Annotated in this window: 24 protein-coding genes and 1 riboswitch; of the genes, 20 read left to right on the forward strand and 4 right to left on the reverse strand. The window is 40.1% G+C overall.

The features are described from left to right. Nucleotides 1–7: 7 nt before the first annotated feature. Nucleotides 8–184, forward strand: a complete 177-nt coding sequence (locus ACM26V_RS21040) for a FeoB-associated Cys-rich membrane protein (protein ID WP_416148727.1) — start codon at nt 8–10, stop codon at nt 182–184. Nucleotides 185–261: 77 nt separating this feature from the next. Here ACM26V_RS21040 and ACM26V_RS21045 read toward each other — a convergent pair whose 3' ends face one another. Further along, a complete protein-coding gene (locus tag ACM26V_RS21045) occupies nt 262–966 on the reverse strand; it encodes a methyltransferase domain-containing protein (protein WP_416148728.1) in 705 nt (234 codons plus the stop codon). Between the two features lie 302 nt (nt 967–1268). On the opposite strand from ACM26V_RS21045, the gene ACM26V_RS21050 reads away from it, so the two are divergent. Together ACM26V_RS21050 and ACM26V_RS21055 are read left to right on the forward strand one after the other, a co-directional pair. Further along, on the forward strand, nt 1269–1793 hold the full coding sequence (locus ACM26V_RS21050; protein WP_416148729.1) for a DUF2179 domain-containing protein: 525 nt from the start codon (nt 1269–1271) through the stop codon (nt 1791–1793). A gap of 4 nt (nt 1794–1797) precedes the next feature. Next, on the forward strand, nt 1798–2004 hold the full coding sequence (locus tag ACM26V_RS21055; protein WP_416148730.1) for an NETI motif-containing protein: 207 nt from the start codon (nt 1798–1800) through the stop codon (nt 2002–2004). 76 nt (nt 2005–2080) lie between these two features. Here ACM26V_RS21055 and ACM26V_RS21060 read toward each other — a convergent pair whose 3' ends face one another. Together ACM26V_RS21060 and ACM26V_RS21065 are read right to left on the reverse strand one after the other, a co-directional pair. Next, nucleotides 2081–3301, reverse strand: coding sequence for an ABC transporter permease (locus ACM26V_RS21060; RefSeq protein WP_416148731.1), 1221 nt, complete (start codon nt 3299–3301; stop codon nt 2081–2083). Next, entirely contained in the window at nt 3298–4002 is a 705-nt protein-coding gene (locus ACM26V_RS21065) for an ABC transporter ATP-binding protein (protein WP_416148732.1), read from the reverse strand. Before ACM26V_RS21065 ends, ACM26V_RS21060 begins: the two co-directional genes overlap by 4 nt. Nucleotides 4003–4093: 91 nt before the next feature. Between ACM26V_RS21065 and ACM26V_RS21070 the strand changes: the two genes are divergently transcribed. From ACM26V_RS21070 to ACM26V_RS21150, 17 genes are all read left to right on the forward strand, one after another. After that, nucleotides 4094–4276 (forward strand): hypothetical protein, encoded by a 183-nt coding sequence (locus tag ACM26V_RS21070; protein WP_416148733.1) that lies wholly within the window; start codon nt 4094–4096, stop codon nt 4274–4276. Between the two features lie 12 nt (nt 4277–4288). After that, nucleotides 4289–4389: riboswitch (purine riboswitch) on the forward strand. 377 nt (nt 4390–4766) lie between these two features. After that, nucleotides 4767–5252, forward strand: a complete 486-nt coding sequence (purE, locus tag ACM26V_RS21075) for a 5-(carboxyamino)imidazole ribonucleotide mutase (RefSeq protein WP_416148734.1) — start codon at nt 4767–4769, stop codon at nt 5250–5252. Next, nucleotides 5249–6391: a 5-(carboxyamino)imidazole ribonucleotide synthase gene (purK, locus tag ACM26V_RS21080; RefSeq protein WP_416148735.1), complete on the forward strand. Its 1143-nt coding sequence runs from the start codon at nt 5249–5251 to the stop codon at nt 6389–6391. The genes purE and purK overlap by 4 nt, the downstream gene beginning before the upstream one ends. A 14-nt stretch (nt 6392–6405) precedes the next feature. Then, entirely contained in the window at nt 6406–7704 is a 1299-nt protein-coding gene (purB, locus tag ACM26V_RS21085) for an adenylosuccinate lyase (protein WP_416148736.1), read from the forward strand. 82 nt (nt 7705–7786) lie between these two features. Continuing rightward, complete coding sequence (gene purC, locus ACM26V_RS21090; RefSeq protein ID WP_416148737.1) at nt 7787–8500, forward strand: phosphoribosylaminoimidazolesuccinocarboxamide synthase; 714 nt, start codon at nt 7787–7789, stop codon at nt 8498–8500. Continuing rightward, on the forward strand, nt 8500–8757 hold the full coding sequence (purS, locus tag ACM26V_RS21095) for a phosphoribosylformylglycinamidine synthase subunit PurS (protein WP_416148738.1): 258 nt from the start codon (nt 8500–8502) through the stop codon (nt 8755–8757). Before purC ends, purS begins: the two co-directional genes overlap by 1 nt. Continuing rightward, a complete protein-coding gene (purQ, locus tag ACM26V_RS21100; protein ID WP_416148739.1) occupies nt 8754–9437 on the forward strand; it encodes a phosphoribosylformylglycinamidine synthase subunit PurQ in 684 nt (227 codons plus the stop codon). The genes purS and purQ overlap by 4 nt, the downstream gene beginning before the upstream one ends. Further along, nucleotides 9421–11652, forward strand: coding sequence for a phosphoribosylformylglycinamidine synthase subunit PurL (purL, locus tag ACM26V_RS21105; RefSeq protein WP_416148740.1), 2232 nt, complete (start codon nt 9421–9423; stop codon nt 11650–11652). The genes purQ and purL overlap by 17 nt, the downstream gene beginning before the upstream one ends. Beyond that, complete coding sequence (gene purF, locus ACM26V_RS21110; protein ID WP_416148741.1) at nt 11628–13052, forward strand: amidophosphoribosyltransferase; 1425 nt, start codon at nt 11628–11630, stop codon at nt 13050–13052. Before purL ends, purF begins: the two co-directional genes overlap by 25 nt. A 1-nt stretch (nt 13053) precedes the next feature. Next, entirely contained in the window at nt 13054–14097 is a 1044-nt protein-coding gene (gene purM, locus ACM26V_RS21115; protein WP_416148742.1) for a phosphoribosylformylglycinamidine cyclo-ligase, read from the forward strand. Next, nucleotides 14094–14666, forward strand: a complete 573-nt coding sequence (purN, locus tag ACM26V_RS21120) for a phosphoribosylglycinamide formyltransferase (protein ID WP_416148743.1) — start codon at nt 14094–14096, stop codon at nt 14664–14666. The genes purM and purN overlap by 4 nt, the downstream gene beginning before the upstream one ends. Next, nucleotides 14667–16205, forward strand: a complete 1539-nt coding sequence (purH, locus tag ACM26V_RS21125) for a bifunctional phosphoribosylaminoimidazolecarboxamide formyltransferase/IMP cyclohydrolase (protein WP_416148744.1) — start codon at nt 14667–14669, stop codon at nt 16203–16205. It abuts the gene before it with no gap. Between the two features lie 28 nt (nt 16206–16233). Beyond that, entirely contained in the window at nt 16234–17508 is a 1275-nt protein-coding gene (purD, locus tag ACM26V_RS21130) for a phosphoribosylamine--glycine ligase (RefSeq protein ID WP_416148745.1), read from the forward strand. A 503-nt stretch (nt 17509–18011) separates the two neighbouring features. Continuing rightward, entirely contained in the window at nt 18012–19625 is a 1614-nt protein-coding gene (locus ACM26V_RS21135; RefSeq protein WP_416148746.1) for a gamma-glutamyltransferase family protein, read from the forward strand. 36 nt (nt 19626–19661) lie between these two features. Continuing rightward, complete coding sequence (locus tag ACM26V_RS21140; RefSeq protein ID WP_416148747.1) at nt 19662–21806, forward strand: M20/M25/M40 family metallo-hydrolase; 2145 nt, start codon at nt 19662–19664, stop codon at nt 21804–21806. Between the two features lie 10 nt (nt 21807–21816). Next, a complete protein-coding gene (locus ACM26V_RS21145; RefSeq protein WP_416148748.1) occupies nt 21817–22656 on the forward strand; it encodes an N-formylglutamate amidohydrolase in 840 nt (279 codons plus the stop codon). A 400-nt stretch (nt 22657–23056) separates the two neighbouring features. Beyond that, nucleotides 23057–23254: a hypothetical protein gene (locus ACM26V_RS21150; RefSeq protein ID WP_416148749.1), complete on the forward strand. Its 198-nt coding sequence runs from the start codon at nt 23057–23059 to the stop codon at nt 23252–23254. Nucleotides 23255–23538: 284 nt separating this feature from the next. Here the strand turns inward: ACM26V_RS21150 and ACM26V_RS21155 are convergent, their stop codons facing one another. Further along, nucleotides 23539–23796: a CGCGG family rSAM-modified RiPP protein gene (locus tag ACM26V_RS21155; protein ID WP_416148750.1), complete on the reverse strand. Its 258-nt coding sequence runs from the start codon at nt 23794–23796 to the stop codon at nt 23539–23541. Between the last annotated feature and the right edge of the window lie 90 nt (nt 23797–23886).

A 23886-nucleotide genomic window follows, 5' to 3' on the forward strand; every position in this document is an offset into this window, starting at 1 on the left:
AAGATAGATGATTAGTTGGATCATTGCAAGTCTAATTTTCGCCTATGCAGGATATAGTTTATATAAATTTATTATTCGCAGCAAGCAAGGAAAATGTGCAGTATGCGAGTTAAATAAAAATTGTCAAGAAAGTGCGAACTGCTCAAGCTTCGAAATGAATGTTACGACTGAGAAAAAAGATTGAAATTACTTTAAACCATCGACACAAATGATAAATGTTGTCGCTTAAAAACAAGCAAGCTACTAATGTAGCTTGCTTGTTTATTTTTTAACTTTTAGAAAATGAGTTGCTGATGGAAGAAATCGAAAATTTGTCTCAGTTAATGTAGCGTTGAATCCATTATCAATTAAACTTTCTATGAGTTGATTTAATTGAGGATAAAGTTCATCTTTAAAACCGACTAATGGATAGATGTAAATGGAACCACCCTTTTTTGTAACTCGTAACATTTCAAGAATGGCTTCTAAATGAAAGGCATAATCAAATTGCTCTTGATATAGAAATAAAAAGTGATTACAAAAAACGAATGAAAACGTATCGTTGTCAAAAGGTAATGATGGCAAACTAGCTGCAACATACTTTTCCTTTAATGTATCTCTTCGATAACTATCTAGAAATTGATCTAAAGATAAATTTCTAATTTCATCGTGATGCTCAACATTATGGTAATAGTTCCATACAAAACGGTCTTTATTTTTACTTAATTTTTGCGAGGCTATTTTAATTTCCTCTCTTCCTAAGCGATCAATTTCTTCACATGAGAGCCTGTATAAAGGGTCAATAGCAATCGCTTCGTATCCCATATGGTTTAATTCAGCGGAAAATGATGATGCTCCAGATGCAATATCAAGAGTTTTTTCCCTACTAAATAAACCTCGCTCTAGCATAAACATGTTCTCATATTCTTGATAAGATCGACACGTCATCGCAATTCCTAATTGCGAATACAACTCAGTTTTCTTCATTTCCTCATCTCTCCTCTTCTTTTCTCAACTAAACTCTGCTCTACTCAACCATATACGTAATGTTAATGGGAAATTGTCTGTTTTGCAAGATTATTTTATGTAATAATCACCAAATAATTTCGGGGGAATTTTGCAAAAATAACTATATCTTTTTAAAATAAATTGGGTTATTATTATTGAAAATAGATGTTATATATAGTAAATCGCACTTATATGTCTTTGTGGTGAGTTATATTCGGTAATATGTATATTTTGATTAATAATAATGTTTTATGGGGGTATTTGTTATTTTTTCGGCAATTATGGATCAAGTTGTAGGCATGATTATTATTATTTTAGTAATAAATATAGCATACGTAACCCTATTTACTGTGAGAATGATTTTAACATTAAAGGGGCAAAGGTATATAGCGGCTGGTGTAAGTGTGATAGAGATTCTCATTTACATTGTGGGGTTAGGGATTGTATTAGATAATCTAGATCGAACGGAAAATTTAATTGCCTATGCTATCGGGTATGGAATAGGTGTTATGGTAGGAATGAAGATTGAAGAAAAACTAGCATTAGGGTATATTACAGTTAATGTAATTACGAAAGAGTACGAACCAGACATTCCAAATCGGCTTCGTGATTTAGGTTATGGTGTTACGAACTGGGTTGCATACGGTCGAGAGGGGGAACGATTAATGATGGAAATCTTAACGTCCCGTAAATATGAAAGAAAACTCTATCATCAGGTGAAAGATTTGGATCCTTCCGCATTTATTATCTCTCACGAAACGAAAGCGTTCTTTGGTGGATTCTGGCTCAAAGGAGTGAAAAGATAATTTTATGGCAGCTAAGAAGAAAAAAATGCGATTTGACGTAGAAGAAAATGAATCCGTAGAGCAATGCCTTTTGCGGATGGAAAAACAAGGGTATATGCCGGTACGGAGAATGGAAGAGCCTGTTTTAAAAGAAGTAAAAGGCGGCGGGAAGAATGATGTAGAGGTCGCTTATCAAAGAATTGTGTTCGAAGGAAAGCTTATCGAAGAGTGATGAACTTGAAGAAAGGCGCAAATCAATTATTGATTTGCGCCTTTCTGATTGTGACAGAGAGTTGTTGCTATTCCAATTAAATAAAGAAATCTTTTATAAAGTAATAATAGCCAACGAGAACAGAACAAGAAGCAACACCGATGCCTACTAAAAATGAATATGCGCCCCAGCCAACCATTAACCCGAACAAAAAACAGCTGGGTAGTGCAAGCCACGCGATTGCTTTTTTCACTCCGATTACGGTTTCCTCTTGATCGGCAAACGGATATAACTTAAAAAATGAATGATCTTTCAATTCTTGCCAACTTAATCGAGTGTAATGAATGACACTAAATATGCAAATGGGTAGTAGGAGCCACTTCAACCAGAAAGGTGCAATGGAAAGAGCGAACATAAATACGATTGTCAGTTGGATAATCACCAATAGTTTCGATTTGTTACGTATGACAAATTTGATGAAGATTTCACTAATAATATTTCTGTTCGACCGCTCTTTAAATAATCTATCAGACTCAGAAAAAAGTAAAAGTGGCTGTTTCCGATTGCGAAATTTCCGCTCAACCTTGTACCCTGAAGCTCCTATAAATAATGCGGTTAATTTCATTTGTTGCTGTTGTTCTCTCAAACAATCGGCAAAGAAACTCCATTTCATATTTAGTCGTCGTTTAATAAGAAAACTAAGCAAAATAAAAAACATTAAAACTACAAAGCCACGGACAAATAGCTGACTGAATAAAAAGATACTAAAAATAGCGAAAGAACATATCATGAAGGCATTATTAATGAAAAGTAACTTCCAACTTTGGAATCGAACAGACAGCATTTGTTTAATGAGCTGAACGTTTAATCGAAAAATAATCGCAAAGGTCATGAAGATAATCACCTCAAGGAACGATACACTTTCGTATACATACCAAACTGGCAAAAAAATTACCGTGACAACGATAACTATAAAAACAGAAACTAATGCAGAATAAATGATGCCTGATTTCATTAGCTTGTTCATCCATGAGTCACTTTGTCTTATAAAAAGTAAGTCAGCTTCTTCAATGAACAGGCGTACCGTACCTTTCGAACTAAGAAAGAAAAACACAAACCATGTTGCGGAGACGGGGAATGATTCGATCCATTCCGCTTGTTCTGACCAAATCGAATAATATTGATAGCCGATAATGATTAAGATTGGAATAAGAACGTACATCCAAACGATCCAATCTACCGCTGTTTTCCACACTTTATATTTATACTGCCATTCTGTTTTTAATCGACGAAAAAATAACTGAGTAGGAGTCATCATTCCATATCCTCCATCAACTCATAAAAGCAGTCCATGAGTGAGCCATCCACCTCACTCTGTTCTTGTACTTCAGCTAAAGTTCCTTGAGCAATGAGTTGACCATGATTGACGAGTAAAAAACGATCACATATTTTTTCTGCTGTGTCTAGAACATGAGTAGACATGAGAATGGCTGCCCCGCGCTTTCTTTCTTGCTCAAGTATAAATAAGAAATCTTTTATAGCTTTTGGGTCAAGACCGATAAAGGGTTCATCAATGATATAGACTTTAGGTTTGATAAGGAGTGCGATGATGATCATTAACTTTTGTTGCATCCCTTTCGAGAATGAAGTCGGAAATTGATGTTTTTTTTTGTGTAGTCTAAATATGCGAAGCAGTTCTTCTGCTCGTTGATCATACTCGTCGCCGTCAATCTGGTTGACGGCTTTTGCTAGTTCAATATGTTCCCATAAAGTGAACTCTTGATAGTATGTAGGGTGTTCTGGAATATAAGCATACTGATTTTTTCCGGGAATGATAATTTCTCCGTTCACTTCGTTTAATAGACCGAGAATAGCCTTGATAATTGTACTTTTTCCAGCTCCATTCGGGCCGATCAATCCTACTAACTCGCCTGGATAAATATCAAAGGAAATATTGCTGATGATTTTACTGTTTTTTTGGTAACCAGCATAATTAAGTTTAACTTTTAGTGTATCCATCGCATAGCAACACCTTTCAGAAATACTTTATTAAGTAACTATACGAAACAGCTTGGAAAATGTTTCTAATTTTTTAACAGAAAATAATCGCGTGCGAATCACATTGACGGTACTAAGAAAGTTCGTGTTGAATAAGCGATTTTGTAGGTCGAAATATGAAATAAATGACAAACGTCCACCAGAAACAAACATACAACAACGTCAATTCCGAACGATTGTGTCGAAAAAACAAATAATTGTTCGAAAACAAGTTGACTCATTTGCCTCATATTGATATGATAGAGATATAAAATTTAATACGTCACCTCATATAAAATCAGGAATTTGGCCTGAAAGTTTCTACCTGCTGACCTTAATCGGCGGACTATGAGGGAGATGGACACAAATGTACACGTTAAGAGGTCAGATGTAAATCTTGACTTATTCTTTGTTGCACAGTTTTTCATGTGCGATGATCTAACATTGTACAATCATCTAAACGTGTCTTATTGTCCCTCGTAGTGAATGGACGATAAGGCACGTTTTTATTATACTTTAAGAATTTTTAACTTCGCTAAAGGATTAAAGTATAAGAAAAACTAAGGCTTTCGCCATAAAGAACTTGGCGACAAGCAAAGTTTTTCTAATATTTTTTAGTAAATTTTAATTTTCTTGACGAAAAAAGTATAATAGAGATTAGACACTCGTCCATTTCAAGAAAAGTCCATTTTAGGATGGTGTTAAGGTTTTTCTTGTATAGAAACGAAAAATAGGAGGTTTTTAATATGACAGTCAAAATTGGCGTCATCATGGGTTCAACATCCGATTGGGAAACAATGAAACAAACAGCAGAAACGTTGAAAGAGCTAGGAGTTCCCTTTGAAACGAAAGTAGTATCAGCCCACAGAACACCAGATCTTATGTTCGATTATGCAGAAACTGCAAGAGGACGAGGATTGGAAGTAATTATTGCTGGTGCAGGAGGGGCAGCTCACCTTCCAGGAATGGTTGCAGCGAAAACGACGATTCCTGTTATTGGTGTGCCTATTCAATCGAAAGCGCTCGATGGTATGGATTCACTTCTTTCGATCGTGCAAATGCCAGCTGGTGTCCCGGTTGCTACTGTGGCAATTGGTAAAGCAGGAGCGATAAATGCAGCTCTTTTAGCTGCACAACAATTGTCAATACACGATAAAGAAATAGAAAACATGCTAGAACTTCGACGTGAAAAAAAGAAACAAGAAGTGATGCAAGAGGGAGAGTTAATATGAGGAAGGACTGGATTGCACCTGGTAAAACAGTAGGAATTCTCGGAGGAGGACAACTTGGCAGAATGATGGCTTTAGCTGCTCGTGAAATGGGCTATCGCGTAGCTGTACTAGAACCGACTCCTGACTCGCCTTGTGGGCAGGTCGCTGACTATCAAATAGAGTCGGCTTATGATGATTTAAAAGGGGCAGAAAAATTTGTCGAGCTGTGTGATGTTCTCACGTATGAATTTGAGAACATCGATGCAGAAACTGCTACGTGGTTGGAAAAACAAGCGTACCTACCTCAGGGAAGTGATCTTCTTGAAATTACACAGAATCGTATTCATGAAAAACAAGCGATTAAATCGTTTCAAGTTCCCGTTGTTCGTTATCGCGCTTTGGAAACACAGGCTGAATTACAGAAAGCGAGAGAAGCACTCGGATTACCGGCTGTACTAAAAACAACTCGTGGAGGATATGACGGAAAAGGTCAGCAAGTCATTCGTACTAACAATGATATCCCTGTAGCGTGGAAAGAGATGGAAGGAAAAGGTCCTTTTGTATTGGAATCATGGGTTCCATTTGATAAAGAAATTTCGATAGTTGTTACAAGAAGTACTACAGGAGAAATGACGACATTTCCTATTGCTGAGAACATTCATGTGAACAATGTTTTACATCAATCGATTGTCCCAGCAAGGATTCCTTATGAAATTGAACAACAGGCGGTAGAGATTGCAACGCACTTAGCTGAATCGTTTCACTTAATTGGTACACTAGCCGTCGAGATGTTCGTAACTGATGATAATATCGTTTACGTAAACGAACTAGCACCAAGGCCTCACAACTCTGGTCATTATACAATGGAGGCATGTGAAACATCTCAATTTGAACAACATATCCGTGCTATTTGTGGGTGGCCTTTAGGGAAAACGAATCTACTCAAACCTGCTGTGATGGTAAATATATTGGGAGAGCACGTAGATGATGTCATTAAAAATTTAGAAGGGCTTCCGGATGGTCACGTACATTTGTATGGAAAAAAAGAATCACGTACGGGGCGAAAAATGGGTCACATTACATTTTTGACAGATGACGTTGAACAAACTCTTAAAGAAATTAACCAGTCAGGTATTTGGAAGCTGGATGAAGAAGAATAATAGGAGGAACAACAATGATTGAACGGTATACACGCCCGGAAATGGGAGAGATTTGGACAGAGAAAAACCGATTTCAAGCGTGGCTTGAAGTGGAAATTGTCGCTTGTGAAGCGTGGGCTAAACGAGGAGATATTCCGCAGGAAGATGTTGAAAAAATTCGGAAAAATGCTTCTTTTGAAGTGGATCGAATTCATGAAATCGAAGCAGAAACTAGACACGACGTGGTAGCTTTTACGCGTGCTGTTTCTGAATCTCTTGGGGAAGAACGGAAGTGGGTTCATTACGGTCTGACGTCCACGGATGTAGTAGACACGGCTTTATCTTACTTACTTAAACAAGCGAATGAAATTCTCGAAAAGGACCTATTAAATTTTATTGAAATCCTCAAAAACAAGGCAATTGAACATAAAAATACAGTAATGATGGGTCGTACTCACGGTGTTCATGCTGAACCAACAACTTTCGGGTTGAAAGTGGCGCTTTGGTATGAAGAAATGAATCGCAACCTAGAACGTTTTCGTCAGGCCGCAGAAACTGTTAGAGTAGGAAAGTTGTCTGGTGCTGTGGGCACTTATGCCAATATTGACCCTTCAGTGGAAAAGTATGTGTGCGAGGGATTAGGTCTTGAAGCATCTCGTATCTCAACACAAACATTACAACGCGATCGTCATGCTCATTACATGGCAACTATTTCTTTAATTGCCTCTTCAATTGAAAAAATGGCGGTGGAGATTCGCGCTCTGCAAAAAAGTGAGACAAGAGAAGTGGAAGAATTTTTTGCAAAAGGACAAAAAGGGTCATCAGCTATGCCACATAAACGAAACCCGATTGGATCTGAAAATATGACAGGACTTGCTCGTGTTATCCGTGGTCATATGGTTACGGCTTATGAAAATGTGGCATTGTGGCATGAACGAGATATTTCTCACTCTTCAGCCGAGCGAATCATCCTTCCAGATGCAACGATTGCCTTGAATTATATGTTAAATCGGTTTGGGAACATCGTGAAAAATTTAACTGTATTCCCTGAAAATATGAAGCGGAATATGACAAGAACATACGGCTTGATTTATTCTCAACGCGTGCTTCTATCATTGATAGATAAAGGGATGTCACGTGAAGAAGCATATGATATCGTCCAGCCAAAAGCGATGGATGCTTGGGAGCAAGCAGTACAATTCCGCAGCTTGGTCGATGCCGATGAAAGAATTACAAAACATCTTTCAAGTGCTGAATTAGATGAATGTTTTGATTATCGTCATCATTTAAAACATGTCGATACGATTTTTGATCGATTAGGTTTACAAGGATAGTTATCATAAAGAGCGGCTCGTCCGCTCTCTTTATAGAGAAAATTTCCAATATTCTGATCTGAATGAATAGGAGGCCGCTCTGGTGGAGAAAAAAACATGTTTATATGAAGGCAAAGCCAAACGGATTTATGAGACAGAGAAACCGGAAGTGCTTTGGGTAGAATACAAAGATGAGGCAACGGCGTTTAATGGCGAAAAGAAAGATGTGCTAGTAGGTAAGGGGCGTCTAAATAATGAAATCAGTTCCTTGATTTTTTCGACATTAGCAAAGCAAGGGATCAAAAGCCATTTCATTGAGCGGCTATCTGAAACGGAGCAACTTATAAGGAAAGTGAGCATTATCCCGATTGAGGTCGTTGTCAGAAACGTAGCAGCTGGCAGCTTAGTGAAACGCCTAGGTTTGACACGCGGACAAATTTTTTCGCAACCAATTGTTGAGTTTTATTACAAGGACGATGAGCTGGGCGACCCACTCATGAATGACGAACACGTTCGTGCGATGCAGTTAGCGACGGATAAAGAAGTTCAGTTGCTTAAAGAGAAAGCCTTGGCAGTAAATGAGCAATTGATACCATTATTTGAACGCATCGACGTTCAGCTGATCGACTTTAAATTGGAATTTGGACGAGATGCATCTGGTAAGGTTTTATTGGCGGATGAAATATCGCCAGACACATGCCGACTTTGGGATAAGGAAACGGGAAAATCGTTTGATAAAGATTTATTTCGTTTTGGACAAGGGAATTTGCAAGAAGGTTATGAAACTATTTTTTCTAGACTAGGAGGACAATCATAATGACTTATGACGTAAAAGTATTTGTGACACTAAAGGAAGGTGTATTAGATCCTCAAGGATCGGCGGTAAAAACGTCTCTACACCACTTAGGATATACAGGAGTAGAAGACGTTCGAATTGGCAAGGTGATGAATCTTCGTATTGAAGCGTCACCAGAAACGATGGAAGAACAAGTGAAAGAAATGTGTGACAAGTTGCTTGCAAACCCAGTTATTGAAGATTATAGCTTTGAGGCAGAGGAGGTTGTCTCTACATGAAGTTCGCTGTCATCGTTTTTCCAGGATCCAACTGTGATTTAGATATGTTTCATGCCATTCAAGATGAGCTAGGTGAAGACGTGACTTACGTGTGGCATGACGAAACGAGCCTCGAAGGTTTTGATGCAGTTCTCCTTCCAGGTGGATTTTCCTATGGAGATTATTTGCGATCTGGAGCGATTGCACGCTTTTCACCAATTATGAAAGCAGTAGAAGAAGCCGCAAAAAAGGGCAAACCAGTTCTTGGAGTCTGTAACGGATTTCAAGTGTTACTAGAAGCAGGGTTGCTACCAGGAGCAATGCGACGAAATGCCAACCTGACATTTATTTGTAAACAAACGGAGCTCTTAGTGAAAAATGGTGAGACAATGTTTACAGGTAACTATGAGCAAGAAGCAGCGATTACTATTCCCGTTGCTCATGGAGATGGAAACTACTATTGTGACAATGAAACATTGAAAAAGCTTCATTCAAACAATCAAATTGTCTTTACGTATAAAGAAGATATTAACGGATCTATCGACAATATCGCGGGAATAACAAATGAAAAAGGTAATGTACTGGGGATGATGCCTCACCCAGAGCGAGCTGTGGATAATTTATTAGGGTCTTCAGACGGATTAGCACTTTTTCAATCGATTGTTAAGCATTGGAGGGAACAGCATGCAATTACTTCATGAACCGACACCGGCTATCATAAAAAAAGACAAGATCTATAAAGAAATGGGTGTCACTGACGCAGAGTTTCAATTGATTGAAGACATCATGGGGCGACTGCCTAATTACACGGAGCTAGGATTGTTTTCTGTTATGTGGTCTGAGCATTGTAGTTATAAAAACTCCAAAGTCGTTTTGAAAAAGTTCCCGACTACTGGAGAGAAAGTCTTGCAAGGACCAGGTGAAGGCGCCGGTATTATTGATATTGGTGACGAGCAAGCCGTTGTTTTCAAAATTGAAAGCCACAATCACCCGTCAGCTATTGAACCTTATGAAGGAGCAGCTACTGGTGTAGGTGGGATTATTCGCGATATCTTTTCGATGGGCGCACGTCCCGTTGCTTTGTTAAACTCCCTTCGATTCGGCGAACTGAAAAATCCAAGGGTCAAATATATTTTTGAAGGCGTTGTAGCTGGTATTGCTGGATACGGAAACTGTATTGGCATTCCAACTGTGGGTGGTGAAGTCCAATTCGATCCATGTTACGAGGGGAATCCTCTAGTTAATGCGATGTGCGTGGGTTTAATTGACCACAAAGATATTCAAAAAGGTCAAGCTAAAGGCGTCGGTAATCCAGTTTTATACGTCGGCGCAAGCACTGGGCGAGATGGAATTCACGGGGCGACTTTTGCTTCTGAAGAATTAAGTGAAGCATCGGAGGCGAAACGACCAGCGGTTCAAGTTGGCGATCCTTTTATGGAGAAATTGCTGATTGAAGCCTGTCTTGAAGCGGTTAAACACCCTAAATTAGTTGGTATCCAAGACATGGGGGCAGCAGGACTTGTTTCGTCTTCAGCTGAAATGGCTAGTAAAGCAGGATCAGGGATTGAAATGAATTTAGATGATGTGCCACAAAGAGAAAAAGCTATGACACCGTACGAAATGATGTTGTCAGAGTCTCAAGAGAGAATGTTACTCGTTATGGAAAAAGGTAGTGAACAGGAATTTATCAATTTGTTTGAAAACTGGGGGCTTGAAGCGAAGGTGATCGGTAAAGTGACGGATGATCATCGATTGAAGCTTGTTCATCAAGGAGAAATAGTTGCAGATGTACCTGTTGATTCTCTTGCTGAAGATGCACCTGTTTATCACCAACCATCGAAAGAGCCAAGTTATTTCCGGGAATTTCAAGAAATAAAAGATTACCGTCCTGACGTAACAGATTTTACAAAAACATTAAAAGATTTATTTCAGCAACCAACGATTGCTAGTAAAGAATGGGTATATGAGCAATACGATTATATGGTACGGACCAACACTGTAGTTGCTCCTGGATCTGACGCTGGTGTGATTCGAATTCGAGGAACAGAAAAGGCGTTGGCAATGACAACTGACTGTAATTCTCGCTACATTTATTTGGACCCCTATGAGGGCGGGAAATTAGCTGTTGCTGAAGCATCAAGAAACCTCGTTTGTTCTGGTGCTGAACCATTAGGTGTCACGGACTGCTTAAATTACGGAAGTCCAGAAAAACCTGAAATTTTCTGGCAACTCGAGAGATCCACAGACGGATTAAGCGAAGCATGTAGAGAGTTGGGCACTCCTGTAATAGGTGGAAATGTTTCATTGTATAATGAAACCGCAAAAGGAGCGATTTATCCGACGCCTGTCATTGGTATGGTTGGTCTAATTCACCATTTGGATCATATTACAAAGCAATCGTTTCAACAAGCTGGAGATGTGATTTATCAAATTGGCGAAGCAAAACATGAGTTTTCCGGAAGTGAATTGCAAAAAATGACAGAAGGAAAAATCTATGGTCCATCACCTTCAATTGATTTGACTATTGAAAAATCAAGACAAGCTCAAGTACTTAAGGCAATCCAACAGGGAACTGTCCAGTCAGCTCATGATTTATCAGAAGGTGGATTCCTTGTTGCACTTGCAGAAAAAGCATTCGGAACATCTTTTGGAGCGGAAGTTACTGTGCAAGATAGCGATGTATTAGCAGCATTCTTTAGTGAATCTGCCTCTCGTTATATTTTGACGGTGAAGAAAGAAGATCAGGCAGCGTTTGAGAAATTGATACCAGAAGCAAAAGCGATTGGAAATGTAACAAAAGTAGCGAACATTCATGTGAAAGATCAAAAGGGTAAAACCCTAATCAACGAGAGCGTCCAGCCGATGGAGGATGCTTGGAGAGGTGCTATTTCATGTTACCTGAAATCAAAGGACTAAACGAAGAGTGTGGAGTTTTTGGAGTTTGGAATCACGATGAAGCTGCACACATCACATATTATGGCTTACACAGCCTTCAGCATCGAGGACAAGAAGGGGCAGGAATCGTTGTCACGGATCGAGAAAAGCTGAAAATTCATAAAGGGATGGGCCTTGTAAATGAGGTGTTTAACCCTGATATCTTAGATAGTCTGAAAGGAAACGGTGCGATTGGACACGTTCGCTACACAACGGCAGGGACGAGTGACTTTATCAACTGTCAGCCGTTGCAGTTTAATTCACAAATTGGCAGTCTCGCTTTAGCTCACAATGGGAACATTGTTAATGCGACGGCCTTGAAGCGACAGTTAGAGCATCAAGGGAGTATCTTCCAAACAACCTCAGATACAGAGGTCATCGCACACTTAATTAAGCGAAACGGGTATCCAGATATTCGTGATTCTGTGAAAAATGCATTAACGATGGTAAAAGGTGCATATGCATTAGCAATTCTTGTCGAGGATTTCATGATGGTTGCTTTAGACCCTAATGGTCTCCGCCCACTCTCGATTGGTAAAATGGGTGATGCATATGTTGTTTCCTCTGAAACGTGTGCATTTGACATCGTCGGTGCTGAGTTTGTTAGAGAAGTACAACCCGGAGAATTGATTACAATTGACGATAATGGTTTGCACATTGATGAGTTTACCCCCTCAACAAAACGAACAATTTGTTCGATGGAGTATGTGTATTTTGCTCGTCCTGATAGCAATGTTGAAGAGATTAACGTACACTATGCTCGGAAAAATCTCGGGAAACAATTAGCAAAGGAATTCCCAATTGAAGCAGATGTTGTAACAGGTGTCCCTGATTCGAGTATATCAGCAGCGATCGGATTTGCTGAGGAATCGGGTATTCCTTATGAACTAGGTTTAATCAAGAATCGTTATGTTGGACGTACGTTCATCCAGCCTTCACAAGCATTACGTGAGCAAGGAGTCAAAATGAAACTCTCGGCAGTTCGTGGTGTCGTCGAAGGAAAACGAGTCGTGATGATTGATGATTCGATCGTAAGAGGAACTACAGCAAGAAGAATTGTTAAACTCCTTCGTGAAGCAGGAGCGAAAGAAGTTCATGTACGCATTAGTTCTCCTCCGATTGTCAATCCATGTTTCTATGGAATTGATACGTCAGCGAAAGGTGAACTGATTGCATCGGAGAAAAGCCAGCAAGAAATTTGTGACGAGTTGGGCGCTGACACGTTAGCTTATTTAACTGTTGACGGTTTAAAAGCAGGAATTGGACGGTCAGATAAGATGGAAAACTGTGGCCAATGTTTAGCCTGTTTCACCGGTGACTATCCAACGGAAATTTATCCGGAAACAGATCATCCTTATGATAAAGTATTAGGGGGGAAATAACGTGGCTAAAGCATATGAATCAGCAGGTGTGAATATCGAAGCGGGCTATGAAGGTGTACGGCGTATGAAAAAGCATGTGGAGTCGACATTTCGTAAAGAAGTGATCGGCGGTCTTGGTGGATTCGGTGGCATGTTTGATTTGTCTCAATTGAACTTGAAAGAACCTGTGCTCGTTTCTGGAACAGACGGAGTCGGAACCAAGCTGATGATTGCCCAGGAAATGAAAAAGCATGACACGATAGGCATTGATGCGGTTGCAATGTGTGTCAATGATATCGTTGTTCAAGGCGCTTCGCCATTATTCTTCCTTGATTATTTAGCATTAGGAAAAAATGATCCAGAACAAGTGGAACAAATTGTTGCAGGTGTCGCAGAAGGATGTCGCCAATCAAACTGTGCGTTAATTGGTGGAGAAACGGCAGAAATGCCAGGACTCTATGACGAAAATGAATACGACGTGGCAGGTTTTGTCGTTGGTGCAGCTGAGAAAACGCAACTGTGGGGCGCTGATAGAGTGAGTGAAGGGGATGTCCTCATCGGGATTCCTTCTAGTGGAGTTCACAGTAACGGCTTCTCACTAGTTCGTAAAATAGTTAAAGAGGCAGGTTTGACTTGGGATGATGTCGTTGTGAATGGTGATAAGAAAGTCTCTTTAGGAGAATTATTACTTACACCAACGCGGATATATGTCAACGCTTTACAAGCATTTTTAGGTGGCTCTTCCATTAACGCTGCTGCTCATATTACTGGTGGTGGGCTCGTTGAAAACGTGCCGAGGATGTTACCAAATGGTCTTGGAGCAGAAATTAAACTTGGTAGCTGGGAAGTACCTTTTGTTTTTCAATGGTTAAGAGAAAAAGGGGAATTAACAGAAGAGGATCTACTTGAAACGTTTAACATGGGGATTGGTCTCGTGATTGCGGTTAAGAAAGTTGATCTATCTGAAGTAATGAATACATTGCAATCATCAGGCGAAAAGCCTATCGAAATCGGACACGTGAAAAATGGTGAAGGAGTCGAATTTAAAGGAGAGTTACAACGATGATGAAAATCGCCGTATTCGCTTCTGGGAATGGCAGTAATTTTCAGTCGCTCGTTGAAGCGAACATTGACGCATCAATAGACTTGCTTGTTTGTGACAAACCTGGAGCCTATGTGGAACAACGTGCAGAGAAGAATGGGATTGATATTTTCTCATTTTCAGCTAAAAAATTCCCATCAAAAGCTGATTTTGAAGAGAAAATTTTAGCGGAACTTCGCCAACGCAATATTGATTTACTTGTGTTAGCTGGTTACATGAGACTTGTAGGGCCGACGCTTTTAAGTGAATTTGAAGGGAAAATTATTAACATTCACCCATCTTTACTTCCTTCTTTTCCAGGATTGGATGCAATTGGACAAGCATTTGATGCGAATGTGAAAGTTTCAGGTGTGACGATTCATTTTGTCGATGCAGGAATGGATACAGGTCCAATTATTGCCCAAGAGCCTGTTAAAATAGAAGAGAAAGATACAAAGGAAGATGTACAACGGAAGATTCAGGCATTAGAGCACGATCTGTATCCAAAAACGATTCAACATGTGATTTCACAATGGCAGAGGAGCGTGAATTAAGTGAAGAAACGAGCGTTAGTGAGTGTGTCAGATAAAAAAGGTATTGTCTCATTTGTTCAGAAATTGGAAGAAATGGGTGTCGAGGTTATCTCCACTGGAGGGACAAAGCGTGAATTGGAAAAAGCAGGCGTGGATGTGATTGGTATCGAAGATGTGACCGGATTTCCTGAAATGATGGATGGTCGTGTTAAGACGTTACACCCAAGTATTCACGGGGGTCTTCTTGGCGTACGAGATAACAAAGAGCACATGAGTGCATTGAAAGAACAAGGAATTGGCTTAATTGATTTTGTTATCGTCAATTTATACCCTTTCCAGTCAACGATTGAAAATCCAGATTCGACATTTACTGATGCCGTTGAAAATATTGATATTGGTGGACCATCGATGATTCGTTCGGCCGCGAAAAACCACAATGATGTGGCGATTATCGTTGATACGGCGGATTATGATGTCGTGTTGCAAGAACTAAAAGATTTCGATGGGGAGTTACCACTAGAAAGAAAACGAAAGCTTGCTGCAAAAGCATTTCGTCATACAGCTGCCTATGATGCATTAATTGGCGAATATTTGACAAAACAAGTAGGTGAAGAAGCACCGGAAAAACTAACGGTTACATATAATCTTAAACAAATGCTTCGTTATGGAGAGAACCCTCACCAATTGGCTGCTTTCTACGAGCGCCCATTAGGTAATCCAACTTCGATTGCTCGTTCAAAGCAACTTCACGGCAAAGAGCTCTCTTATAATAACATCAACGATGCGGATGCAGCATTGCAAGTTATCCGGGATTTTAACGGTCCAACGGTTGCTGCGATTAAACACATGAATCCATGTGGTGTTGGTATTGGAGAGAACGTATTTGAAGCTTATACGAAAGCGTATGAAGCAGATCCGATGTCAATTTTCGGTGGCGTTGTCGCTTGCAACCGCGAAGTGGATGAAGAAACAGCGTTGAAAATGAAAGAAATATTCCTAGAAATCGTCATCGCACCAAGTTTTTCAGAAAAAGCATTGGCAGTGTTGACGGAAAAGAAAAATATTCGTTTGATAACTGTTGACTTAGTATCTAACCAGCCAACGGAGCAACGTATTACTACTGTAGCTGGTGGAGCACTCATGCAGGAAACAGATACGCTTACCTATGAGGACGTCGAAGTAACGATTCCGACAGACAGAAAACCATCCGACCGTGAGCTCGAGCAAATCAAGATGGCCTGGAAAGTTGTAAAACATGTAAAATCTAATGCGATCGTACTCGCAAAAGAAGATCAGACTATAGGTGTTGGTGCGGGTCAAATGAATCGAGTTGGCGCGGCAAAGATTGCGATTGAGCAAGCTGGAGAAGCTGCAGAAGGTTCAGTGATGGCATCAGACGCATTCTTCCCAATGAGTGATACTGTCGAAGCTGCAGGGAAAGCTGGAATAAAGGCAATCATTCAGCCAGGTGGATCAAAGCGAGATCAGGAATCAATAGATAAAGCTAACGAATACGGCATCGCGATGGTATTCACAGCTGTAAGACACTTCAAACATTAATTGATAAAAACAGGAGGGGGGAAGCCGAATGAAGATCTTGATAATTGGTAGCGGCGGACGCGAACACGTCTTAGCGTGGAAATTCGCACAATCTAAACGAGTGAAAGAAGTTATTGTAGCACCAGGAAGTGACGGTATTGATGAGGAGGCTGGTTGTCGATCCGCGAAAATTCAAGAGGACGATCATCAAGGTCTTATTGCTTTGGCGAAAACGGAAGATGTCGCACTGACTATGGTCGGGCCTGAAGCCCCTCTTGTAGCAGGGTTGGTAGATAGTTTTCAAGAGGCTGGACTAACGGTGTTTGGTCCTTCGAAAGCGGCGGCTAAAATTGAAGGTAGCAAGCAGTTTGCTAAAGATATCATGAGAAAATATCAGATACCGACTGCGAAATATGAATCATTTACTGATTTGGATAAAGCAAAAGCTTACGTCGAACGTGTGGGTGCTCCGATTGTTGTGAAAGCAGATGGCCTCGCAGCAGGTAAAGGTGTTGTCGTTGCAGAAACAGTAGAAGAAGCCTTGGAAGCGTTGGATGACATGATTGGTGGACGCAAATTCGGTGAAGCTGGAGCTTCTGTCGTTATAGAAGAATGCCTTCGTGGCGAGGAATTGTCTTATATGGCATTTGTTCATGGACGTACGGTTGTTCCAATGGTTACTGCACAAGATCACAAGCGAGCGTTTGAAGGTGATACCGGACCAAACACCGGCGGCATGGGTGCTTACTCTCCAGTCCCTCACTTGGATGGAGACTGGCTTAAAGAAGCGGACGCGAGTGTTATACGTCCAATGGCTGAGGCAATGGTGGAAGAAGGGGTACCTTTTACGGGAATTTTATATGGTGGCTTGATGATCACTGAGGATGGTCCAAAAGTGATTGAATTTAATGCTCGCTTCGGTGACCCAGAAGCGCAAGTGATATTACCTCGACTGAAGACAGACTTGCTTGAAGTGATTGAAGCGGTACTCGCTGATGAAGAAGTGAAGCTTGACTGGACGGGTAACGCTTGTGTTGGCGTCGTACTTGCATCGGCTGGATACCCAGGAAACTATGAAAAGGGGACGACATTTCAATTACCTTTAGTTGACGACTCGGAGCGTCAGCGCTGGTTTCATGCTGGAAGCAAAAAGAACCAAAAGGATTCCGATGCTATTTGGCAAACAAATGGTGGTCGTGTCTTGTTGTTGTCTACCTTGGCTCCAACACTGAGTGACGCATTGAGTGAAACTTATAACGTGCTTGGAAAGAGTTCGTGGGACGGACTCTTCTATCGGAAAGATATTGCACATCAATTGAAATAATACTTGAAGAACCCTTTTATTGGGTTCTTTTTTTGTGTGGAACGCTTATGACCGTTCTTTCACAAATTGACTCGCTAAGGGTGACAAGACGTCTCCACTTGTGCCCCTTTTTCTCTCTCCTTTCTCTTTTGGTCTGGATAGGTTATTTACTAATATATAGAAACTAAACAGAATAATTGCTGTTCAATAAAATATCCTCATCCACCAGAGACATCGAAACTTGTAATCTTGGTTCCCTGTTTCGAACTGGCTACAATATTTAGTTGTACAAATTACATCTGCGACATATAATAACAAGATAAAGAGTTTTAAATAAATTGATTAACCACAGTTATGCATATCCCCCCATCCACCCACAGCTTTTCTAGGAATGAAATAGCTGTTTTTTGTAAAGAGCTTCTCTTTGGTTTCTCTATCATTTAGCAGCGTTTATAACGGAAATTATATATTGTTAAGCTTAGAATTCTGAATTTTCAATAATTTATCGTTGAGGAGAGATCAGCATGAGTCAGTTAGAGAGAGAAATATCTTCTTCGCAAGGAAGTTACGGAATGGTCTCCACAGCTTCAAAACAAGCAACTGAAGCTGGTGTAAAAATGCTTCGGCGTGGTGGGAACGCAATTGATGCCGCGGTTGCAGCGGCGTTTTGTTTAGGGGTATCAGAGCCGCAAGCATCAGGTATTGGTGGGCAATCGATGGCTCTTGTGAGATTAGTCGAGGAGGACAGAATTTTTGCTCTTGATGGATCCTCCCGAGCACCGTTCTCTTTGCAACCAGCTCGAAACCCGAAGAAGCCGATTAAACTGGGACTTAAATCTTCAACAGTACCTTCGACGCCGGCAGCACTAGGTTATTTACAAGAATCATATGGCAAGTTATCATTTGCCGAAACGTTGGAACCATCGATTCGGGCTGCTGAAGAAGGAGTCGTAGTTACGAAACTCATTCACCGGTTACTAAAAAGGGAAGCGGAGCACCTTAGCAAAGATCAAAATATAAAACAAAACTTCTTTGAGAACAACCAACCAAAAAATGTCGGTGAGTTAATTTTCCAACCAGAATTAGCAGCAACGATGCGAACGATGGCTGAAAAGGGATGGCGTGAATTTTACTTAGGAAGAATTGCTGATGACATCGTCAAAGACATGGAAAAACGAGGTGGATGGATTACAAAACTCGATTTGAATCAAATCCCACTGCCTGTAGAACGTGAAGTGCTTGAAAGTACGTATAGAGACTATCAAATTTACACGTATCCACCACCAGGGGCTGGTCGTGTTCTCGTGCAAATTCTTAATACATTGGAAGGGTTTCCACCGGAAGTACTCGACCCAGATGAGCCGATTGGAGCAGTCATATCAGCATTGGCTTTTCGTTTTGCCTTGAATTATCGGCAAAGAATGCCGATGCATCCTGATCAATATTTGCAATCGGTGAGCCAAATGTTAGTTGACAAAGGGTACGCGAAGGAAATTACAAAGCGGATTCATGATATCTATAATATGGCATTAAAAGATACTTTTTTACCGCCACCTACAAGTGGTGAAACAACTCATCTATCAGTTGTCGACAAAAATGGAAATGCAGTCGGAGTGACACAATCGATTGAACTCGTTTTTGGGAGTAAAACGATGGCAGAAGGACTTGGCTTCTTCTACAACAATTACATGAGTGCATTCGAATACAAGAATATCGCTCATCCTTATTATTTACTCCCTGGTGGCAGCCCTTGGAGTAGCGTAGCACCAGTACTCATGTTTAAAAAAGGGAAGCCGCATTATTTACTTGGTAGTCCAGGGAGTAGTCGGATCTCTACTGCATTAGCGCAAGTGATTGTTCGACTTGTTGATAAAGGTGAATCGCTTGAGGGGGCCATCTCAGCCCCACGTTTTCATGCCTCTGATACAGGCGAGTTGTTGATTGAAAAAGAAAGATTCAATAAGGATATATACAAGGCTCTTGAAATTTCAGGCTTTGAATTGAAAAAAAGAGGTCGCTATAGTTTCGCATTAGGGTGTGTGCAAGCGGTGCAAATGCCTGTCAAATGGCGTGAATCTTATAAAGGAGTAGCAGACCCAAGACGAGATGGAACAGCAATTGGTCCAGAAGATAACTGAACGAACTAAAATCGTAAGTGAAGGGGTGGAACATCAATGAAAATTGCCGTGGTTTATAACCGAGAAAGCCAAGCTGTCATCAATTTATTTGGTACGCAGAATCGAGAAAAGTATGGGTTGGAAACAATTAAAATAATCAAAGAAGGTTTGCTATCAGGTGGACATCAAGTAAAAACGTTTGAAGGAGATAAAAATTTAATCAAAAATCTTGAAGAGTTTATGCCGACAGTAATTTCTGGTGAGCGGCCTGGATTGGTGTTCAACTTGAGTTATGGGATTCAAGGGAGAGGCAGATACATGCACGTGCCCGGAATGTTGGAAATGCTTGGGGTACCTTATGTTGGTTCAGGACCAGAAACCCACGCACTTGCGCTCGATAAAGTGGTGACGAAAATGATTCTTTTACAACGAGGCTTACCAACACCTAAATTCACCGTTTTGGATACGCCTGATTCGCCAGTGACAGAAGAATTAACGTATCCGCTAATCGTAAAACCAAAGGATGAAGCTGTATCTTTTGGGCTTAGAATCGTTCAGAACGAGGATGAACTTCGTGAAGGAGTGCAAGTGATTTATGAAACCTACAATGCACCTACACTTGTAGAGGAATATATTGAGGGACGCGAAGTGAATGTTGGAATTCTGGGAAACAATCCTGTTCAAGCGTTACCTGCTGTGGAACTTGTGTTTGGAGAAGGACCACAAATTTTTACTTACGAAGACAAAAAGAATAAAAGTGGACGTACGGTTGAAAAAGTTTGTCCAGCTAACTTAACGGAAGCAGAAGCAGAAAAAATTCAGGCTCTAGCGATTGAAACTTTCAAAGCATTGAATTGTTATGATACTGCTCGGGTTGATTTTCGGATTGATAAACAAGGAAATCCCTACATTCTTGAAGTGAATTCGATGGCGAGTCTTGGTTCCGACGGTTCATTCGTATTTGCAGCAGAGAAAATAGGATTACCTTATAAAGAATTAATGAATAGAATAATTGATGTAACATGTGAACGCTATTTTGGTGAAGATTTTCTTGCGCCAATAGATGAGCAAATGCAAAAAGCAGATGTTCGTATTTTCAATGGACTAACAAAGAAACGAACTGCAATGGAAACAGATTTAAAGGCATGGACAAATATTTCCAGTCGTACAGAAGATCCAGTAGGCTTGAGCAGAATTCGCAAAAAATTAGAAGATCGATTAAGTAAACTAGGGTTAAGTCCTGTCGAATCTTCTACAAATGGAAGATCTGCCTGGACATTTGAAACTGCGGCAGGAATGCAAGGTGGCACACTTTTAGTCGTACCGATTGACGTACCTGGAGATCGAACAGGGTTTCCAATTCCTTTTCGTACCGAACAGGAATGGCTCTATGGGGAAGGGATTGCCTCGAGTCGAGGTGGGATTGTCACCATGCTAAGCGCTTTGAGTGCTTTAAAAGAGCAAAAGTTACTTAGTAAGAAAAAGATAGGTGTTCTATTGTACTCAGACGAAGGTAGGGGGATGCGCTATAGTTCATCAACAGTACAGCGGGCTGCAAAGCAAGCAGCAGAAGTTATCGTTCTTCAACCTGGTTTTGCAGATGGAAAAGTAGTAGACCAACGAAGAGGTACAAGGCAATTTAGTATTATTGTTGAGGGAGATCCAGTGCGGATTGGAAAGGAAACTAAATCCGTAGATGTTCTCAACACGTTCATTCAAAATGCACAGAAGTTACAAGCTTTAAACAATAGGAAAAAAAAATTAGCAGTTGCTATTCAAGATGTTCGATCTGAGAGATATTCTGTCTTGAAGCCACATCGAGTTTATGCAACGTTATCAATAACGTATATAGATGAAAAGATAGCAGACGAAACGGAAAGGGCTATCAGGGATTTATTTAAGTCGCATTCAAAAGGGATGCGGACACACATGGAAAAGTTGGTGGAACGAGCACCATTTATACGTAAAAAGAATCATGAATTAATAGAACAATTAACTGATTTAAGCACTAAGTGGAATTTGCCTTTTGGCACGGAATCAAGTTTATTGTCTTCCGCAGCCGGAGAGGTTCCTAAAGGATCATCCGTTGTTTGTGGTTTTTCGCCTGCTAGTAGAAATTTATATATGCCTGAAGAAGCGCTACACAGAAGTGAATTAGTTCAGCGTTCGTTGCTGCTAGCTTTGTACTTAAATGGTGAATGAGGTGGATGATATGATAAAAGATAAGCTTCCAATACTTATTTCAGTTCCTCACGGAGGTTTAAATTTCCCAACTCAAATTCAGACCGAATGTTTACTGAGCGATATGGATATCTTATTAGACGGTGATACGTGGACAAAAGAGTTATTTGATTTCAGTAACCTTGCAGAGGAATACCATCAGGTCGATGTGGCACGCATTTTCGTCGACATGAATCGCGACCTTACAGACTTACCTCCGGAAAACACTGATGGTATTGTTAAAACTATGACGGTAGAGGGAAAAATGGTATGGGATTCTCCATCAGGTCTCAGTGACGGGGAACGAGAAGCATTGATTGATAAATATTATTTGCCATATCATCAAAAACTTATTAAAGCTGCTGAAAATCCAGATGTGAAATTAGCAGTAGATTGTCATTCAATGCTGGACTATGGACCTGGAAAAAAAGGGGTGAACTGGGAAAATCGGCCTTTATTTTGTATTGGTAACCGTGGGAATGATGAAGGTGACCTATGTGATGAGGCTTTGACGGCACCGATGGAAATGATGGTGCACTTTAAAGAATTGTTAGAAGCGAAATTCCACATGTATAAAGCTAATAACAGGGAATTTGTAACGATGAATGATCCGTTTAAAGGCGGGCATGTCACCCGCCTCCACGGAAATATTGGGAAGGTTCCTTGGATCCAATTAGAAGTTAATCGAGTGTTATATTTGCCGCCACCGTCGTTAATATCGCTTCGTCCTAATGATTTACAACAGGTCAAATTAGTTGAATTTAGGAATCTTCTTTACGATGTTTTTTCCGAACTAGTCAAGGACGTACACCCAGGGAAAGCAGCATTATAAATATCATTATGAAGTAGTGTAGATGAATGAACAATGCATGATAAAATTTCTAAAGCATATTATAGAATAGCGAATAAAGCAGCTGATTCCCCATGAGGACACTCAATTTCTTGGTAGTGGAAAGCGAGTGGAAGTTACACGGCTTCTATGCACAAAAATATAATTAGCCATACGTAGATTCATTATAAGATATTTTAAGTGATGGGCTATAAATGTGTCAATTTTATGAAAAGTGAAAAAACTAGTTTGATAAGTTTTAAAGGAGGGGATGTGTATCAAGAGTCTATTCTATGAGGGAGGGGAAATTCCAAGTCACTTTTCGATATATTTTTAAACAATAATCAGCAGCTGCGGTCATTCATCATCATTTATTTTTTAAAAATAATGGGGAGATGATTTTATGTCAACGTTAGCTATTATTCTCGGTATTGTCGTAGTACTTTTAATTATCTTCATTGTTTCAAGCTACAGAAATAATAAGTCAGATATCGGAGAAGCTGTCGACCCACAAAGAAAATGTGACAAATGTGAATATCCAATCCCTAATGATTATATGAAGTCGTTATGCCCTGAATGTAAGTCGTATATAGCCAGATAATTAGCGTCATCGTGTTAGAATAAATAGTGTCTTTGAAAACCAAGGAAGACAAAAAATTTGAAAAATGACGTGTGAAATTGATAACAATTTGATACGTCATTTTTGTTGTGGGAAGGTTTTGATTACGATAGATAGAGCTTCAGATCCAACAGGTAAAAGAGTAATTACGACACATAATAGACTGATTCCAACACATAGACTTCCTTTTCCTACGGATAACAAATTCCAACTAAAACCGTAACTGATTTACTACCAAAATCTTCACGCGAAGTAGCGAATGCGACCTACTTATATACTCTCAATACATACCCTCCGCACCCACACTGATCAATGTACTTCATTTCAACGGTGTCACCGTATTTATCATGAATCATTAAAGATAAATAACTTTCTGGATTTCCAAAAACATCCGGTGTGACGAGATTTACGTAACAACCTTCGACTGTTTCATCAATTGCTTCGAAGGCATGTCGGATAACAAGATCTCGGTTTTCTGCGTACTCTTCGTGCTCCAAACTTGCTGACCAATCTTTATATTCCATAAGTGAAGTCCCCTTTCAAAAGGCTCATTTACCACATTTTAAACTACAAATGTCGCTTATGTCAGTGATATAAATCATCACAATCAATAT

It is taken from the genome of Salipaludibacillus sp. HK11, assembly GCF_047795645.1.
GTDB lineage: Bacteria > Bacillota > Bacilli > Bacillales > Salisediminibacteriaceae > Salipaludibacillus.

Coding starts and splice junctions, on each gene's coding strand:
- ACM26V_RS21040 (WP_416148727.1), top strand. CDS start 8: ATGATTAGTTGGATCATTGCAAGTCTAATTTTCGCCTATGCAGGATAT.
- ACM26V_RS21065 (WP_416148732.1), bottom strand. CDS start 4,002: ATGGATACACTAAAAGTTAAACTTAATTATGCTGGTTACCAAAAAAAC.
- ACM26V_RS21155 (WP_416148750.1), bottom strand. CDS start 23,796: ATGGAATATAAAGATTGGTCAGCAAGTTTGGAGCACGAAGAGTACGCA.
- purS (WP_416148738.1), top strand. CDS start 8,500: ATGACTTATGACGTAAAAGTATTTGTGACACTAAAGGAAGGTGTATTA.
- purK (WP_416148735.1), top strand. CDS start 5,249: ATGAGGAAGGACTGGATTGCACCTGGTAAAACAGTAGGAATTCTCGGA.
- purD (WP_416148745.1), top strand. CDS start 16,234: ATGAAGATCTTGATAATTGGTAGCGGCGGACGCGAACACGTCTTAGCG.
- purF (WP_416148741.1), top strand. CDS start 11,628: ATGTTACCTGAAATCAAAGGACTAAACGAAGAGTGTGGAGTTTTTGGA.
- purQ (WP_416148739.1), top strand. CDS start 8,754: ATGAAGTTCGCTGTCATCGTTTTTCCAGGATCCAACTGTGATTTAGAT.
- ACM26V_RS21145 (WP_416148748.1), top strand. CDS start 21,817: ATGATAAAAGATAAGCTTCCAATACTTATTTCAGTTCCTCACGGAGGT.
- purL (WP_416148740.1), top strand. CDS start 9,421: ATGCAATTACTTCATGAACCGACACCGGCTATCATAAAAAAAGACAAG.
- ACM26V_RS21150 (WP_416148749.1), top strand. CDS start 23,057: ATGTCAACGTTAGCTATTATTCTCGGTATTGTCGTAGTACTTTTAATT.
- ACM26V_RS21050 (WP_416148729.1), top strand. CDS start 1,269: ATGGATCAAGTTGTAGGCATGATTATTATTATTTTAGTAATAAATATA.
- ACM26V_RS21045 (WP_416148728.1), bottom strand. CDS start 966: ATGAAGAAAACTGAGTTGTATTCGCAATTAGGAATTGCGATGACGTGT.
- purE (WP_416148734.1), top strand. CDS start 4,767: ATGACAGTCAAAATTGGCGTCATCATGGGTTCAACATCCGATTGGGAA.
- ACM26V_RS21140 (WP_416148747.1), top strand. CDS start 19,662: ATGAAAATTGCCGTGGTTTATAACCGAGAAAGCCAAGCTGTCATCAAT.
- ACM26V_RS21055 (WP_416148730.1), top strand. CDS start 1,798: ATGGCAGCTAAGAAGAAAAAAATGCGATTTGACGTAGAAGAAAATGAA.
- ACM26V_RS21060 (WP_416148731.1), bottom strand. CDS start 3,301: ATGATGACTCCTACTCAGTTATTTTTTCGTCGATTAAAAACAGAATGG.
- purN (WP_416148743.1), top strand. CDS start 14,094: ATGATGAAAATCGCCGTATTCGCTTCTGGGAATGGCAGTAATTTTCAG.
- purB (WP_416148736.1), top strand. CDS start 6,406: ATGATTGAACGGTATACACGCCCGGAAATGGGAGAGATTTGGACAGAG.
- ACM26V_RS21135 (WP_416148746.1), top strand. CDS start 18,012: ATGAGTCAGTTAGAGAGAGAAATATCTTCTTCGCAAGGAAGTTACGGA.